The 14,320-nt window shown below is 65.8% G+C and carries 15 protein-coding genes; 9 read left to right on the forward strand and 6 right to left on the reverse strand.

Translation table 11 applies throughout. The features are described 5' to 3' along the window. Positions 1-77 precede the first annotated feature (77 nt). From nrdF to nrdH, 4 genes are read right to left on the reverse strand one after another with little or no spacing between them, the layout of a single operon-like run. Positions 78-1,052, reverse strand: coding sequence for a class 1b ribonucleoside-diphosphate reductase subunit beta (gene nrdF, locus BGO47_RS04555; RefSeq protein WP_292708996.1), 975 nt, complete (start codon positions 1,050-1,052; stop codon positions 78-80). 34 nt (positions 1,053-1,086) lie between these two features. After that, positions 1,087-3,243 (reverse strand): class 1b ribonucleoside-diphosphate reductase subunit alpha, encoded by a 2,157-nt coding sequence (gene nrdE / locus BGO47_RS04560; RefSeq protein ID WP_292708998.1) that lies wholly within the window; start codon positions 3,241-3,243, stop codon positions 1,087-1,089. Next, positions 3,225-3,662 carry a class Ib ribonucleoside-diphosphate reductase assembly flavoprotein NrdI gene (gene nrdI, locus BGO47_RS04565; protein WP_292709000.1) on the reverse strand — a complete coding sequence of 146 codons (438 nt, stop codon included), beginning with the start codon at positions 3,660-3,662 and terminating at the stop codon, positions 3,225-3,227. The genes nrdE and nrdI overlap by 19 nt, the downstream gene beginning before the upstream one ends. A gap of 3 nt (positions 3,663-3,665) precedes the next feature. Continuing rightward, positions 3,666-3,899, reverse strand: coding sequence for a glutaredoxin-like protein NrdH (gene nrdH, locus BGO47_RS04570; RefSeq protein WP_292709002.1), 234 nt, complete (start codon positions 3,897-3,899; stop codon positions 3,666-3,668). Positions 3,900-4,300: 401 nt separating this feature from the next. On the opposite strand from nrdH, the gene BGO47_RS04575 reads away from it, so the two are divergent. The 5 genes from BGO47_RS04575 to BGO47_RS04595 are packed head-to-tail and all read left to right on the forward strand — an operon-like array spanning position 4,301 to position 9,104. Continuing rightward, entirely contained in the window at positions 4,301-5,506 is a 1,206-nt protein-coding gene (locus tag BGO47_RS04575) for an MFS transporter (RefSeq protein WP_292709004.1), read from the forward strand. Between the two features lie 31 nt (positions 5,507-5,537). After that, a complete protein-coding gene (locus tag BGO47_RS04580) occupies positions 5,538-6,128 on the forward strand; it encodes a hypothetical protein (protein ID WP_292709006.1) in 591 nt (196 codons plus the stop codon). A 41-nt stretch (positions 6,129-6,169) separates the two neighbouring features. Next, on the forward strand, positions 6,170-6,577 hold the full coding sequence (locus BGO47_RS04585) for a DUF4260 family protein (RefSeq protein WP_292709007.1): 408 nt from the start codon (positions 6,170-6,172) through the stop codon (positions 6,575-6,577). A gap of 15 nt (positions 6,578-6,592) precedes the next feature. Further along, entirely contained in the window at positions 6,593-7,783 is a 1,191-nt protein-coding gene (locus BGO47_RS04590) for an acyl-CoA dehydrogenase family protein (protein ID WP_292709009.1), read from the forward strand. Positions 7,784-7,832: 49 nt separating this feature from the next. Beyond that, complete coding sequence (locus tag BGO47_RS04595) at positions 7,833-9,104, forward strand: DUF445 domain-containing protein (RefSeq protein WP_292709011.1); 1,272 nt, start codon at positions 7,833-7,835, stop codon at positions 9,102-9,104. Between the two features lie 25 nt (positions 9,105-9,129). Here BGO47_RS04595 and BGO47_RS04600 read toward each other — a convergent pair whose 3' ends face one another. Beyond that, positions 9,130-9,606: a YbaK/EbsC family protein gene (locus tag BGO47_RS04600; RefSeq protein WP_292709013.1), complete on the reverse strand. Its 477-nt coding sequence runs from the start codon at positions 9,604-9,606 to the stop codon at positions 9,130-9,132. Positions 9,607-9,653: 47 nt separating this feature from the next. Between BGO47_RS04600 and BGO47_RS04605 the strand changes: the two genes are divergently transcribed. Further along, entirely contained in the window at positions 9,654-9,794 is a 141-nt protein-coding gene (locus tag BGO47_RS04605) for a hypothetical protein (RefSeq protein ID WP_292709015.1), read from the forward strand. 51 nt (positions 9,795-9,845) lie between these two features. Continuing rightward, the gene (locus tag BGO47_RS04610; protein WP_292709017.1) at positions 9,846-10,604 is read left to right on the forward strand and encodes a ZIP family zinc transporter; all 759 of its coding nucleotides are present in this window, start codon (positions 9,846-9,848) and stop codon (positions 10,602-10,604) included. 14 nt (positions 10,605-10,618) lie between these two features. On the opposite strand, the gene BGO47_RS04615 is transcribed toward BGO47_RS04610, so the two are convergent. Next, on the reverse strand, positions 10,619-11,086 hold the full coding sequence (locus BGO47_RS04615; RefSeq protein ID WP_292709019.1) for a DUF3817 domain-containing protein: 468 nt from the start codon (positions 11,084-11,086) through the stop codon (positions 10,619-10,621). Positions 11,087-11,200: 114 nt separating this feature from the next. On the opposite strand from BGO47_RS04615, the gene BGO47_RS04620 reads away from it, so the two are divergent. Both BGO47_RS04620 and BGO47_RS04625 read left to right on the forward strand, forming a co-directional pair. Beyond that, positions 11,201-13,276 carry an MDR family MFS transporter gene (locus tag BGO47_RS04620; RefSeq protein WP_292709021.1) on the forward strand — a complete coding sequence of 692 codons (2,076 nt, stop codon included), beginning with the start codon at positions 11,201-11,203 and terminating at the stop codon, positions 13,274-13,276. A 162-nt stretch (positions 13,277-13,438) separates the two neighbouring features. Next, on the forward strand, positions 13,439-14,284 hold the full coding sequence (locus tag BGO47_RS04625; RefSeq protein WP_292709023.1) for an ABC transporter ATP-binding protein: 846 nt from the start codon (positions 13,439-13,441) through the stop codon (positions 14,282-14,284). The last annotated feature ends 36 nt before the right edge of the window (positions 14,285-14,320 follow it).

The following is a 14,320-nucleotide window of genomic DNA, read 5'->3' on the forward strand; positions in this document are numbered from 1 at the left end:
CTGGCTCTTCTGAGCTGCCGACCGGGGCCGTCCTCATGGTTCGCTGTCCTGCCGAAATCGGCTTCTTATCTGGGCTTCTAGAAGTCCCAGTCCTCGTCCTCGGTGGCGACGGCCTTGCCGATGACGTACGAGGAGCCCGACCCCGAGAAGAAGTCGTGGTTCTCGTCGGCGTTCGGCGACAGGGCCGACAGGATCGCGGGGTTCACATTCGTGACCGACTCGGGGAACATGGCCTCGTAGCCGAGGTTCATGAGCGCCTTGTTGGCGTTGTAGTGCAAGAACTTCTTGACGTCTTCGGTCAGGCCGACGCCGTCGTAAAGGTCCTGCGTGTACTGCACCTCGTTGTCGTAGAGCTCATACAGCAGCGAGAACGTGTAGTCCTTGATGTCCTGGCGTTTGGCCTCGTCGACCCGCTCGAGCCCCTTCTGGAACTTGTAGCCGATGTAGTAGCCGTGCACGGCCTCATCACGGATGATGAGGCGAATGAGGTCGGCGGTGTTGGTGAGCTTTGCGCGGCTCGACCAGTGCATGGGCAGGTAGAAGCCCGAGTAGAAGAGGAACGACTCCAGCAGGGTCGAGGCGACCTTACGCTTGAGCGGCTCGTCGCCCCGGTAGTACTCCATGACGATCTGCGCCTTGCGCTGCAAGTTGGGGTTTTCGACCGACCAGCGGAACGCCTCGTCGATCTCCTTCGTCGAGCACAGGGTCGAGAAGATCGACGAGTAGCTTTTCGCGTGCACCGACTCCATGAAGGCGATGTTCGTGTACACGGCCTCTTCGTGCGGTGTGATCGCGTCGGGGATCAGCGAAACCGCGCCGACGGTGCCCTGGATCGTGTCCAGGAGCGTCAACCCCGTGAACACGCGCATCGTGAGGGTCTGCTCCTCGGGGGTGAGGGTGTTCCACGACTGCACGTCGTTGGAGAGAGGCACCTTCTCGGGCAGCCAGAAGTTGTTCACGAGACGGTTCCAGACTTCGAGGTCCTTGTCGTCTTGAATGCGGTTCCAGTTGATCGCCTGTACGTGGTCGATCAGCTTGAGCTTCTCGGTCATTGTCGTCTTTCTCGCAGAGTCGAATCGGCGGTGCTCAGAGCATGCAGCTGACGCACTCCGTCATATCAGTGCCCTCCAGGGCCATCTGACGCAGACGGATGTAGTAAATGGTCTTGATGCCCTTCTTCCAGGCGTAGATCTGCGCCCGGTTGATGTCACGGGTGGTCGCGGTGTCCTTGAAGAACAGCGTGAGCGACAGGCCCTGGTCCACGTGCTGGGTGGCAGCAGCGTAGGTGTCGATGACCTTCTCGTAACCGATCTCGTAGGCATCCTGGTAGTACTCCAGGTTGTCGTTGGTCATGAACGGCGCCGGGTAGTAGACGCGGCCGAGCTTGCCTTCCTTGCGGATCTCGATCTTCGAGGCGATCGGGTGGATCGAGCTCGTCGAGTTGTTGATGTAGGAGATGGATCCGGTCGGGGGCACAGCCTGCAGGTTCTGGTTGTAGATCCCGTGGGCCTGCACCGACGCCTTCAACTCACGCCAGTCATCCTGCGTAGGAATGTGGTGCCCGGCGAACAACTCGCGCACGCGCTCGGTCTGCGGAACCCACTCCTGCTCGGTGTACTTGTCGAAGAACTCGCCCGACGCGTACGTCGAGTCGGGGAAGCCCTCGAAGGCTGTCCCCCGCTCGATCGCGAGCTTGTTCGACGCGCGCAGAGCGTGGAAGAGCACCGTGTAGAAGTAGATGTTCGTGAAGTCCAGGCCCTCTTCCGAGCCGTAGTGAACGTGCTCACGAGCGAGGTAGCCGTGCAGGTTCATCTGGCCGAGGCCGATCGCGTGGGAGCGGTCGTTGCCGTCTTCGATCGATCGCACCGACGAGATGTGGCTCTGGTCGCTGACCGCGGTCAGGGCACGGATGGCCGTGTCTACCGTGAGACCGAGGTCGCCGCCGTCCATCGCCAGGGCGATGTTCATCGACCCGAGGTTGCACGAGATGTCCTTGCCGATCTGGTCGTACGAGAGGTCTTCGTTGTAGGTCGTCGGGGTGTTGACCTGCAGGATCTCGGAGCACAGGTTCGACATGTTGATCCGGCCCTTGATGGGGTTGGCTCGGTTCACCGTGTCTTCGAACATGATGTAGGGATAGCCCGACTCGAACTGGATCTCGGCGAGAGTCTGGAAGAACTCACGCGCGTTGATCTTGCTCTTCTTGATGCGCGGGTCATCGACCATCTCGCGGTACTTCTCGGTGACCGAGATGTCGCCGAACGGCACGCCGTAGACGCGCTCGACGTCGTAGGGCGAGAAGAGGTACATGTCCTCGCCGTTCTTGGCCAGTTCGAACGTGATGTCGGGAACGACGACCCCGAGCGAGAGGGTCTTGATGCGGATCTTCTCGTCGGCGTTCTCGCGCTTGGTGTCGAGGAACTTCAGGATGTCGGGGTGGTGGGCCGACAGGTAGACGGCGCCCGCTCCCTGACGTGCCCCGAGTTGGTTGGCGTAGCTGAAGCTGTCTTCGAGCAGCTTCATGACGGGGATGATGCCGCTGGACTGGTTCTCGATCTGCTTGATGGGAGCACCCGCCTCGCGGATGTTCGACAGGAGGAGTGCGACGCCACCGCCGCGCTTGCTCAGCTGCAGCGCGGAGTTGATGCCACGGGCGATCGACTCCATGTTGTCTTCGATGCGCAGCAGGAAGCACGAGACCAGTTCCCCGCGCTGGGCCTTGCCGGTGTTCAGGAACGTCGGGGTCGCGGGCTGGAAGCGACCCGAGATGATCTCGTCGACCAGCTGCGTCGCGAGGGCCTCGTCACCGTCGGCAAGACCGAGGGCCGTCATCACGACGCGGTCCTCGAAACGCTCGAGGTAGCGCTTTCCGTCGAAGGTCTTCAGGGTGTAGCTCGTGTAGTACTTGAAGGCGCCGAGGAAGGTCTCGAAGCGGAACTTCTTCTCGAACGCGTGGTCGTGCAGCGACGAGATGAACTCGAACGAGTACTTCTCGAGCACGGCGGGCTCGTAGTACTGCTTGTCGACCAGGTAGTCGAGCTTCTCCTTCAGCGAGTGGAAGAAGACGGTGTTCTGGTTGACGTGCTGCAGGAAGTATTCCCGCGCAGCACGCTTGTCGGCGTCGAACTGGATTTTGCCGTCGGGCCCATACAGATTCAACATGGCGTTGAGGGCGTGATAGTCGAGCCCATCGAAGCGGGCCTCGGTCTTGAATGCCGTGTCTGTCACTGCAGCTTCCACCATCGTTCCAATCCTTCGCTTACGCGTGTGACGTCTTCCGACGTGCCGAACAATTCGAGCCGGTACAAGTGCGGCACGTGACACTTGCGGCTGATGATGTCGCCGGCGGCGCAGAAAGCGTCGCCGAAATTGGTGTTTCCCGCGGCGATGACGCCGCGGATGAGGGTGCGGTTCTGCTCGACGTTGAGGAACCGGATGACTTGCTTGGGCACCGCGCCTCGCTCCTCGCCGCGACCCTGGCCTCCCCCATAGGTGGGGGTGACCAGGACGAAGGGCTCATCGACCAGGAGCATCGGCTCGGATGCGAAGAGCGGGATGCGCTCAGCGCGCAATCCCAACTTCTCGATGAAGCGCGCCGTGTTCTGCGAAACGCTCGAGAAGTACACGAGCAACGGCGTCTCTGTCGCGATCGCCGTGCTCATGGCTCAGGCGAGGCGAGACGCGAGCTCGTCGATCTTGTCGGGACGGAAGCCCGACCAGTGGTCCTCGTCGGTGATGACGACGGGGGCCTGCAGGTAGCCCAGCGCCTTGACCTGCTCGAGGGCCGCGGGGTCCTGCGAGAGGTCGAGAACTTCGTAATCGATGCCCTTGGAATCCAGCGCGCGGTAGGTCGCAGTGCACTGCACGCAGGCCGGCTTGGTGTAGACCGTGATCGCCATGTTAGATCCGTTGTCCCCTCAAAATCCTTCGTCGAACCGGCAGCTCCCCCACCGGGAGTCCAATACTACATATGGGTGCCGACATCGGATAGCACCACAAGGGGTAGTAGTTACATTCGTGTAGTTTTCCACCGCTCTCCTCAGATACAACGCGATTTGTCCACCGTTTCATCCACAGATCGACCAACCCGCGAAACCTGGGAGAAGCCTGAAATCACGCGGGTTCGGGTGCCTGCGTCCGTCATCCCTCCACAGCGCGACGCTACGGCGATCCACCGACATCGAATTCGCCTGTGGATTGCGTTTCCGGCGTGTCGCGGCGTGTCGCGGCATCCGCCCACGCACCGCGTGGTCCGCGCTCCGATATCGCCCAACCGGTTCGGCGCGACTACCGTAGGAGGGTGGCGGGATATGGAGAACTGCTGCGCACTCCGGGGGTCGCGCGCATCATCGCAGCGCAGCTGACAGCGCGGTTCCCGAACGGGATGACGAGCCTGGCGATCCTGCTGCACATCGAACAGGTCACGGGCTCCTACGGCTCTGCAGGACTCGTGCTGGCTGCGACCTCGGTCGGGCAGGCTGTCGCGGGTCCGATCACGAGCAGGTGGATGGGCCTGTGGGGTATGCGACGGGTGCTGACCGTGACCCTCGCCATCTGCGCCGCAGCGATCGCGTGCATCGCGGCGTTCACGCTCCCCCTGCCTGCCTATATGGTGCTGGGGCTCATCGCCGGTCTGTCAACACCGCCGGTGCAAGCAGCGGTTCGCACGATCTACCCCAAGATGGTCAACTCGCGACAGGTGACTCCGCTGTACTCCCTGGATGCCTCACTCCAGGAGATCATCTGGGTCGTCGCACCCGTTCTCATCACGTTCGTCGCGACGCAGATCGGTACCGTCCAAGCCCTCGCTCTCATCGTCGTCGTCCTTCTGGGTGGTGGCGCCTGGTTCATCCTCTCCCCCGAGGTCGGGCGGGTACGCATCCCTCGTAGCCGTCGCAGCTTCGGAAAGGTGCTCGGCAAGCCCGCGGTGCTGTTGGCAACCGTCGTCGGCTTCCTCCTGATCGGCGCGTGCTCCGCCGTCGAGGTGGGCGTGGTATCCACCTTCGGGCACGAGGGTATCGAGGCGGGCCTGGTGCTTGCGGTCTTCGCCGTCGGCAGCCTCGCCGGGGGTCTCTCCTTCGGCCACATCCCGATCGGACCGTGGGCGACGGCAAGGCGGATGCTGATCGTTGCGGCGGGACTCGGCCTGACGATGATCTCGCTCAACGCCTGGTGGCTGGGTGCGACACTCGCCGTCGCGGGCCTGGGCGTGGCGCCAGCGCTAGCGGTGATCTTCGCCATGACGTCCGCGAGCGTGAAGTTCAGCGAGACCGCCGAAGCTTACGGCTGGATCGGGACCGGGCAGCTCATCGGCGCCGCGGCGGGTTCCGCCGTCGCGGGCTTCCTCGTCGACGGCGCGGGCCCGCAGGGCGCCTACCTTGCCGCTGCGCTGTTCGCTGCGACCGGCGCGATCGTGGCCATCGTGTTCGTCCGCGGCTTCCCTGACCTGCGCGATCGGGATCCGAGCCCCATCCCCGATACCGAGCCCGTTCCGACGATCACCTGAGCCACCCGATCACCGGTGACCGAGATGAGTTTTGCGTCCCGACGACCCGCGGTTCGCCTCGACGGCAACTGTGGTCGCAGGGATGTCGGCCTTGGCCCGCGGTGACTCCGCCGGGGCCATCGCCGCTGCCCACCCGGCCGTCGGGGGGATGGCCGACGAGCGGGTTCTGCCGATGGTGCGAGGGTTCGCGCTGGGGATCATCGCGGACGCACACCTGCTGCGAGGGGAGCCGCTGCGGACTCTCGCCCTGCTCGAGGGCGTCGACTCAAACCGGGAGCACACTCTGTGCTTCGACATGCAGCGAGCCTCGGCCTACCTGGCTCTCGGAGAACCGCTGAGAGCGCTGCAGACGACGCGCGCGCGTGCGGCGATGGGCGCGCGCCACTGCATCAGAACCCGCGGCCCGATCCTGTTCCGGCGCGCGCTCGCGCACCGCGCTCTAGGCGATGACGACGTCGCGGAGGCCGAGTTCGAGGATGCCGTCCTGCGCCGGCTGTACGCGAAGCTCGGGGTATCGTCCCGTGAGCAGGCGGTCGCAGCTCTCGAGCGCGGGGGCTTCTTCGAGCGAATTGCACCGGCGAAGGGCGCGGGAGTCGCGCACGCGGCGCCGCCGATGCCCTGATCCTGACCCGCGCGTTCACCACGCGCGCCTACGATGAACCCGTGACCTACACCCGGCTCGCCTGGACTCTTCTTGCCCTTGCACTGTTGATCGTCACGGTCTTCGAGAGCATCGGCCACGGATGGGTGACCGCCGGGATCATCATCGTGTTCGCGTTGCTTCCCGACATCTCCCTGATCGGGGCGTCCAGCAGCCAGCGCGGCATCATTCGCCCCGAACGCGTCGCGTTCTACAACTGGTTGCATCAGGCGTGGATTCCGGCGCTGCTGTTCTTCCTCGGCGGCTCCATGGCATACCTGTGGGAGATGCGGGAGGTCGGACTGCCGCTGTTCTGGTGCGGCATGGGCTGGCTGCTTCACATCGCTCTGGATCGGACTTTCGGATTCGGCATGCGCGCACCCGACGGCACGATCATTCCCGTCGGCACGTACAGGCCGCGCGCGCGCTGAAAGGATGCTGAAGCCATGACAAGCCCTGACCACCGGAGCCCCTTCGACCCGGCATCCGTGCTGCCCGACGCTCTGCTCCAGCGGTTCCGCAAGCGTGCGGCCCAGCACGACAGCGACAACACCTTCCCGCACGACGACCTCGCCGACCTGAGGGATGCCGGATACCTCGCGCTGTTCGCTCCGACGGAGCTCGGCGGGGCGGGCCTCGGTCTTGCCGAGGTGTCGCTCCTGCAGCAGCGCCTGGCTACCGCAGCCCCGGCGACAGCGCTCGCGATCAACATGCACCTCGTGTGGACCGGTGTCGCGAAGGCGCTCGCAGATCGCGGCGTCGACGATCTGCGCTTCGTGCTCGAGGGCGCCGTGGCGGGCGAGGTCTTCGCGTTCGGCATCAGCGAGGCGGGCAACGATCTCGTGCTCTTCGGCAGTGACACTGACGCCGCGCCGCAGCCGGACGGCTCATACGCCTTCACCGGCACAAAGATCTTCACTTCTCTCGCGCCGGTCTGGACGCAGCTCGGCCTCCACGGCCTGGACACCACCTCACCCGACGGCCCGAAGATGGTCTACGCCTTCGTGCCGCGCTCCGAGGAGGATGCCGGGCGAATCGCCACCCGCGACGACTGGAACACGCTCGGCATGCGCGCCACGCAGTCCCGCACGACGCAGCTGCGGGGAGCAGTGGCAGCGGCAGACCGGGTCGTGCGCCGCATCCCGCCGGGACCGAACCCCGATCCGATCGTGTTCGGCATCTTCAGCGTCTTCGAGATCCTGCTGGCCTCGGTCTATACGGGCATCGCTCGCCGGGCGCTGGATGTCGCTGTCGCAACCGTCGGCACGCGCCGGTCGAAGAAGACGGGACTGACCTACAGTCAGGACCCCGACATCCGCTGGCGAATCGCCGACATGGCGCTCGCGTACGACGCGCTGCCTCCGCAGCTGGCGACGCTCAGCCGCGACATCGACACCCTCGTCGATCACGGGCCGCGGTGGTTCTCGCTCCTGTCGGGCGTGAAGCACCGCGCCGTTACGATGGCCAAGGCTGTCGTGGATGATGCGATCCTCGTGGCAGGCGGGTCGAGTTACTTCGCCGGGAGTGAGCTCAGCCGCCTGTACCGCGACGTGCTGGCCGGGATGTTCCACCCGTCCGACCCGGAGTCGGCGCACTCCACCGTCGCCACGGCGTGGCTCGGGCCGGTGGCGGGTTGAGCTCTGCGCTACCTGATCGACGCGACCCGCCGCGTGTGAAGATGTGGGAATGGCACGCACGCCGACCGCTCTGCTGAGCCCCGCCGACCAGGAGCGGCGACGGGGCCTACGCACCATGAAGTCCGTGGCGCTCGGAGCCCTGCTTCTCATGGCAGTCCTGTTCCTCATCGGCTTCATCGGCCAACAACAGGTTCCGGGGCTCGCCTACCTGCGCGCAGCAGCCGAAGGCGGAATGGTCGGCGCACTGGCCGACTGGTTCGCAGTGACTGCGCTGTTTCGGCATCCGTTGGGGATCCCGATCCCCCACACCGCGATCATCCCGCGGCGGAAAGACGAGATCGGTCAGTCGCTGGGCGAGTTCGTCGAGACGAACTTCCTCGCGACGGATGTCGTGCGCACCAAGCTCGAATCGACCTCGATCGCCGCCCGCCTGGGTGCGTGGCTGAGCGATCCCGCACACGCGGCGCGGATCGGGTCGGAAGCGGCGGCGATGGGTTCCGGCATCCTTCGCGCCCTCAGCGACGACGACGCTCAAGATGTCATCACCGCCCTCGCCCGCGAGCACCTCATCGTGCCGGAGTGGTCGCCGGCGATCGGCGAGTGGCTCGGCCGCATCGTCGACGCCGACGCCCACCGAACCGCCGTGGACCTCGCCGCCGAGAACATCGACGAGTGGCTCGCGAACAACCGGGATGCCTTCACGGGCCTGGTCTCGGGGCGCCTACCCTCCTGGGTGCCGAGCATCGCCGCGCGCCTCGTCGACGAGACCGTGTACTCCGAGGCCGTCGGGTTCGTGCGTGCCGTGCGAACCAATCCCGAGCATCCGGCCCGTGCTGCGATCACCGCCTACCTCAGCCGCTTGTCCGAGAGCATGCAGCACGACCCGCAGACGATCGGCCGATTCGAGGATGCCAAGCTCGCGATCTTCGACAGCCCCCGCGTTCGCGACCTAGCAACCCATGCCTGGAGCACGGCAAAGTCGGGCCTTCTCGACGCGCTCGCCGACCCGCACAGCGGACTGCGCACCCAGATCGACAGTGCCCTTCGTGACATCGGTGAACGGCTCGTGCGCGAACCCGAACTGCAGCGTCGCGTCGACACCTGGGTGACGGATGCCGCAGTCTTCCTCGTCGACCGATATCGCCACGACATCGCCTCGCTGATCACCGACACCGTCGAGCGCTGGGACCCTGCCGAGACGACCGAGAAGATCGAGCTCATGGTCGGACGCGACCTGCAGTACATCCGCCTGAACGGCACGATCGTCGGCGCGCTGGCGGGACTTGCGATCTACGCGATCGCTCACGCCCTGTTCGGCTGAGCGCGAGCGCCGCGATCAGGCGCGGTCAGACGACGCTGATGACGGTCCCGCCGGTGAGATCCACCAACTGGGGGAAGGTCAGCGGGAACACCGTATGCGGCGTGCCGCCTGCCGCCCAGATCTCGGGGAACGCGGCGAGATCCTCATCGACGATCGTCACGAGCGACGCCGGATGCCCCGTCGGAGCGACTCCCCCGATCGCCTGCCCGGTGGCCTGACGCACCTGATCGGGGGTCGCACGGGTGATCGAGGTCCGGCCGAGCCGGGTCGCCAATGCTTTCGTATCGACGCGGTGGGCACCGCTGGTCATCACCAGCAGCGGTTCTCCGTCGGACCAGAAGACCAGGCTGTTGGCGATGGCCCCCACCTCGACTCCGAGGGCGTCGGCTGCCAGCGCCGCAGTGGATGCGGCATCCGGGAGAACGACGATGTCGCCGGGAATCCCCGCGGCACGGATCGCGTCGTGGACGAGGCGGCTGCGAGCAGGAAGGTGATCGGACATGATCTGAGCCTAGGGCGAGCAGCGAGCGCGCCGGATATCCTGTGCCAATGAGCTTCTTCGGCGGCGGGTCGGGCAACGACAAGAACAAGATCACGCCCGCACGCATCACAATCTGGGTCGTCGTTGCCGGTGTCGGCGTGTATCTGGTCGTTTCGGGCCTGGTCGGCATCCTGTCGGGCGGAAGCTGACACGCACACGGATGCCGCGACACCGGGCGCCGGCATCCGTAGGCTTACCGCGTGGAAGTCTGGCTCGCCGCGCTGAGCGGCCTGATCGGAGGCGGCGCGCTGTTCGTCGGCGCCGGCGTCGCGTGGTTCGTGAAGGTTCCGCGGCTGGTCGTCATGGCGATCATGGCATTCGGGGCCGGAGTACTGATCTCGACGTTGGCGTTCGAACTGGTGGCCGAGGCCGCTGATGGTGGCGGCATCGTTCCCACCTCTGCCGGGTTCCTCGGCGGCGCCGTGATCTACATCGTCGCCGACTGGGCTGTCTCACGCCCAAAGCCCGCAGCGGGGGGCTCCCGCAACATCGCCAAGCGCCGCGGGAAGGGCAAGGCCGCGCTCTCTGCCGGAGGAGCAGTGATCGCGATCGGTTCGCTCATCGATGGCATCCCCGAGTCTGTGGTCTTGGGACTCTCGGTGTTGCAGACGGGCGGACTCAGCATCCCGGTCGTCGCAGCGATCGCGATCAGCAACATTCCCGAGGGGCTCTCGTCGACGGCAGCCTTCAAGCAGGACGGCAGCCGCGGCCGCACTGTCGCGGTGCTGTGGGGCGGTATCACGGCGGCGTCCGTCATCGCAGCCGTGGTCGGATACCTGGCCCTCCAGACCGCACCGCCCGAGCTCATCGCGATCATCACGAGCGTGGCGGCGGGCGCGCTGCTCGCCATGGTCGCGAACACGATGATCCCCGAAGCGTTCGAGCGCCTTCACTTCCTGACGGGCCTGTGGGCGACCCTCGGATTCCTTCTCGCGTTCGTCATGCACGAGCTGAGCTGAGGCGCGGTCGAACCTCAGCCCTTGCCGCCGGGCGGGCCGATCATCAGCAGGCTCACATAGAGCACGACGACAGCCGCGGCAATCAGGATGCCGAGCATCCACGGGCGGCGCAGGAACCAGCGCAACGCACGGTCGTACCAGGCGCCATCGCGCGGATCATCGGTCTGCTCGAGGCGCCAGGTCCCGGCGAGCGATCCGCGCCGGTGCAGCCAGATCTCCGTCGGGATCGTGGCGTACGGCACGACGGCACTGACGAGACCGACAACGGTCGGCCACGCCCGCCATCTGTTGTTCAGCGCCACGAGGATCACCGTGGCGCCGTAAGACAAGAAGATGAAGCCGTGGATGCCGCCCCCGATCGTTACGGCGAGCGCGAGTTCCGGGTTCACGGCGCGAGCAATGAGCGCTGCGATGAGCAGGGTCCACGAAATCGCCTCGAGGATGGCGAGGGTGCGAAAGAGGGAGAGTGGAGTTCGGAACACTCCTTCAGCATAGCTGAAGGAGTCACGGCGCCTCCATTCCGACGATCCGGGTATATAGTTGCGTCTGGTCAACCATCTTTCGGGCGCTCTGCCCCTCTTTTCTCGTGAGGCACTATGTCAACTGCTGCAGTTCGCCCTGCCGCCGGCGCTCCGGTGATGACACACCGAGAGATCCTCGTGGTCATCTTCGGCCTCATGGCCGGCATGTTCCTCTCTGCGCTGGATCAGACCATCGTCGGCACCTCGATCCGCACGATCGGCGACGACCTCAATGGACTGAGCCTGCAGGCGTGGGTCACCACGGCGTACCTCATCCTGGCGACGATCTCGACGCCGATCTACGGCAAGCTGTCTGACATCTTCGGCCGTCGTCCGCTGTTCATCATCGCGATCGGGATCTTCATCATCGGCTCGATCCTGGCCAGCTTCTCGCAGTCGATGGTGCAGCTCGCCGTGTTCCGCGCGATCCAGGGCCTCGGTGCCGGTGGCCTGATGTCGATGCCCCTCGCGATCATGGGCGACATCCTCGCGCCGCGCGAGCGAGCCCGCTACCAGGGATACTTCCTGGCCGTCTTCGGTATCTCTTCGGTGATCGGCCCGCTCATCGGCGGCCTGTTCGCCGGCGCCGACCAGATCCTGTGGATCGACGGATGGCGCTGGGTCTTCCTCATCAACGTGCCGATCGGTATCGCGGCCCTCGCGGTCGTCGTGCGCTTCCTCCACATTCCCCGCCATAACGGCGCCCGCTCGGTTCGCATCGACTGGTGGGGGGCTGCCGCCGTCATCGTCGCCCTCGTGCCGCTGCTGCTGGTCGCCGAGCAGGGCCGCGAGTGGGGTTGGGATTCGCCCATCGCCATCTCCTGCTACGTGATCGGCGCCATCGGCATCCTGGCCTTTGTGCTCATCGAGCGGGCGATGAAGGATGACGCGATCATCCCCCTGAAGCTGTTCAGCTCCCCCACGTTCTCGATGGCGACCGTCATCGGCGTGTTCGTCGGCTTCGGCATGTTCGGCGCGATGCTCACGATCCCCCTGTACCTGCAGCTCGTCCTGGGATCGACCCCGACCGAGAGCGGCCTCCAGCTGCTGCCGATGATCCTCGGCCTCATGATCTCGTCGATCGCAAGCGGCCAGATCATCGCGCGCACCGGCAGGTACCGCATCTTCCCGATCACCGGCACCGCGTTCATGGCGCTCGGCTACTTCGTCTTGACCTTCATGCGATACGACTCGTCCTACTGGATGATCGCCGGCGCGATGCTGCTGCTCGGGCTCGGGCTTGGGCAGCTCATGCAGACCCTCACGATCGCGAGCCAGAACTCCGTCGGCGCGCGCGACATGGGTGTGGCCACGAGCGCGTCGACCTTCTTCCGTCAGATCGGTGGCACCGCCGGGACTGCCGTGCTCCTCTCGCTGCTGTTCACGGTGCTCCCCACCAACGTGCAGACCGCTTTCCAGAACGAGACGAACCTGTCGGGCGCACTGAACGCCGCCCTGACTCCCGAGATCGCCAACGCTCCCGAGAACGCGGCGATCATGCAGACGATCTACACCCCGATCGTTTCAGCCGTTACCGATGCAACCACGCAGCAGATCGAGCAGGGGCTGCAGCAGGCAACGGATGCCGCCACTCAGGCCGTCGCCGATCAGGTCGCGGCAGGGACCATCCCGGCCTCCGCGCAAGAGGCAGCCACCGCAGCTGCCGTCGCGCAGGCACAAGCCGCGGCGACGGCACAGATCGAGGAGCAGATCCCGGTCGCGCAGATCTCGAGCGACGGCACGGTCACACTCGACTTCTCAGACGCCGCCGACCGCGAGGCCTTTGTCGCACAGATCATCCCGCAGATCGAGGAGCAGTTCGCCGGTGGCGGCGACAGCTCGCTCGATAGCAGCACGATGGATGACACGTCGTTCCTCACCGGCGCGAACCCGGCGCTCGCTGAGCCGCTGCTCATCGCGTTCAACGAGTCGGCGGTGCTGGTCTACTGGGTTGGGATGTACGTCGTCCTCATCGCGTTCGTCCTCTCGCTCTTCTTCCGCACCCCGCCGCTGCGCGACCGCTCAGCGCTCCAGGAAGCCGCTGACGACGAGGCGATGCTCGCGACCGCCGCTGCTGAGGAGTTCGGCGCGATGGTCAACCCGGGCACGGGGACGGGGCCCGTTCCGACGAGCGCAGGAACCCGCAGCTAGGGGCCACCACGCACGCAGGGTCCTCAGCCACGTGTGACAGCAAGCCGCGCCAGTACGGGCCTGATTTCGATTCATGACGCTGCGCGTCGAACCATGACGCCCCGCGGCGCTTCGTGACGATCGGGTTGGGCCCGTGACGCGAACGCCGACACCATGGGCGGCATGTCTGTGATCGCACTCGACAGTTCCGTTGCATTCGACGATGTGGTCGACGCGCGCTCCCGCGTCGGGGGAACCGTCGACCTCGTCGACCTTGGTCGCACCTTTCCCGGCCCCGACGGCGGCCGCGACGTGCTTCGCGACCTCACGCTCCAGATTCGCGGCGGCGAGATCCTCAGCATCGTCGGGCCCTCCGGATGCGGCAAGTCGACGCTCCTGCGCGTGATCGGTGGCCTCGACCGTCCGACGGCCGGAGAGATCACCGTCTCGGGGCATCCGGTTGTCGACACCGATTCCCGCACTGCCATCGCCTTCCAGGAGCCGCGCCTGCTGCCGTGGCGCACGATCGCCGAGAACGTCGAACTCGGACTACCACGCGGCACCGGCCGCCGGGCCGGGCGTGCGCGGGTCGCCGAGCTGCTCGACATCGTCGGGCTCACGGCATCCGCTGACCTGCGTCCGCGACAGGTGTCGGGCGGCATGGCACAGCGTGCCTCCCTCGCGCGCGCGCTGGCTCGCGGCCCCGAAGTGCTGCTGCTCGATGAACCCTTCGGCGCCCTCGATGCCCTCACGAGGCTCCGGATGCAGGATCTGCTGCTTCAGGTCCACACCGCAGAACCGACCACCGTGGTCCTCGTCACGCACGACGTCGAGGAGGCACTGTTCCTCGCCGATCGCGTGCTGCTGCTGCGTACGCTGACGCGCGGCGACGACACCGGATCGGTAGCGCGCATCCTCACAGCTCCAGGCGAGCGTCCTCGTGACCGAGCCGAGGCGGCGTTTGCCGACCTGCGCGCCGACGTCCTTACCGGCCTCGGCGTCGACACGCATCACGCCTCCCTCCCCTAATCCACCCCCTTGCACCGCACCAGATCAACGGAGACA

The organism is Microbacterium sp. 67-17, from assembly GCF_001898325.1.
In the GTDB taxonomy this organism is placed as follows: Bacteria; Actinomycetota; Actinomycetes; order Actinomycetales; family Microbacteriaceae; genus Microbacterium; species Microbacterium schleiferi.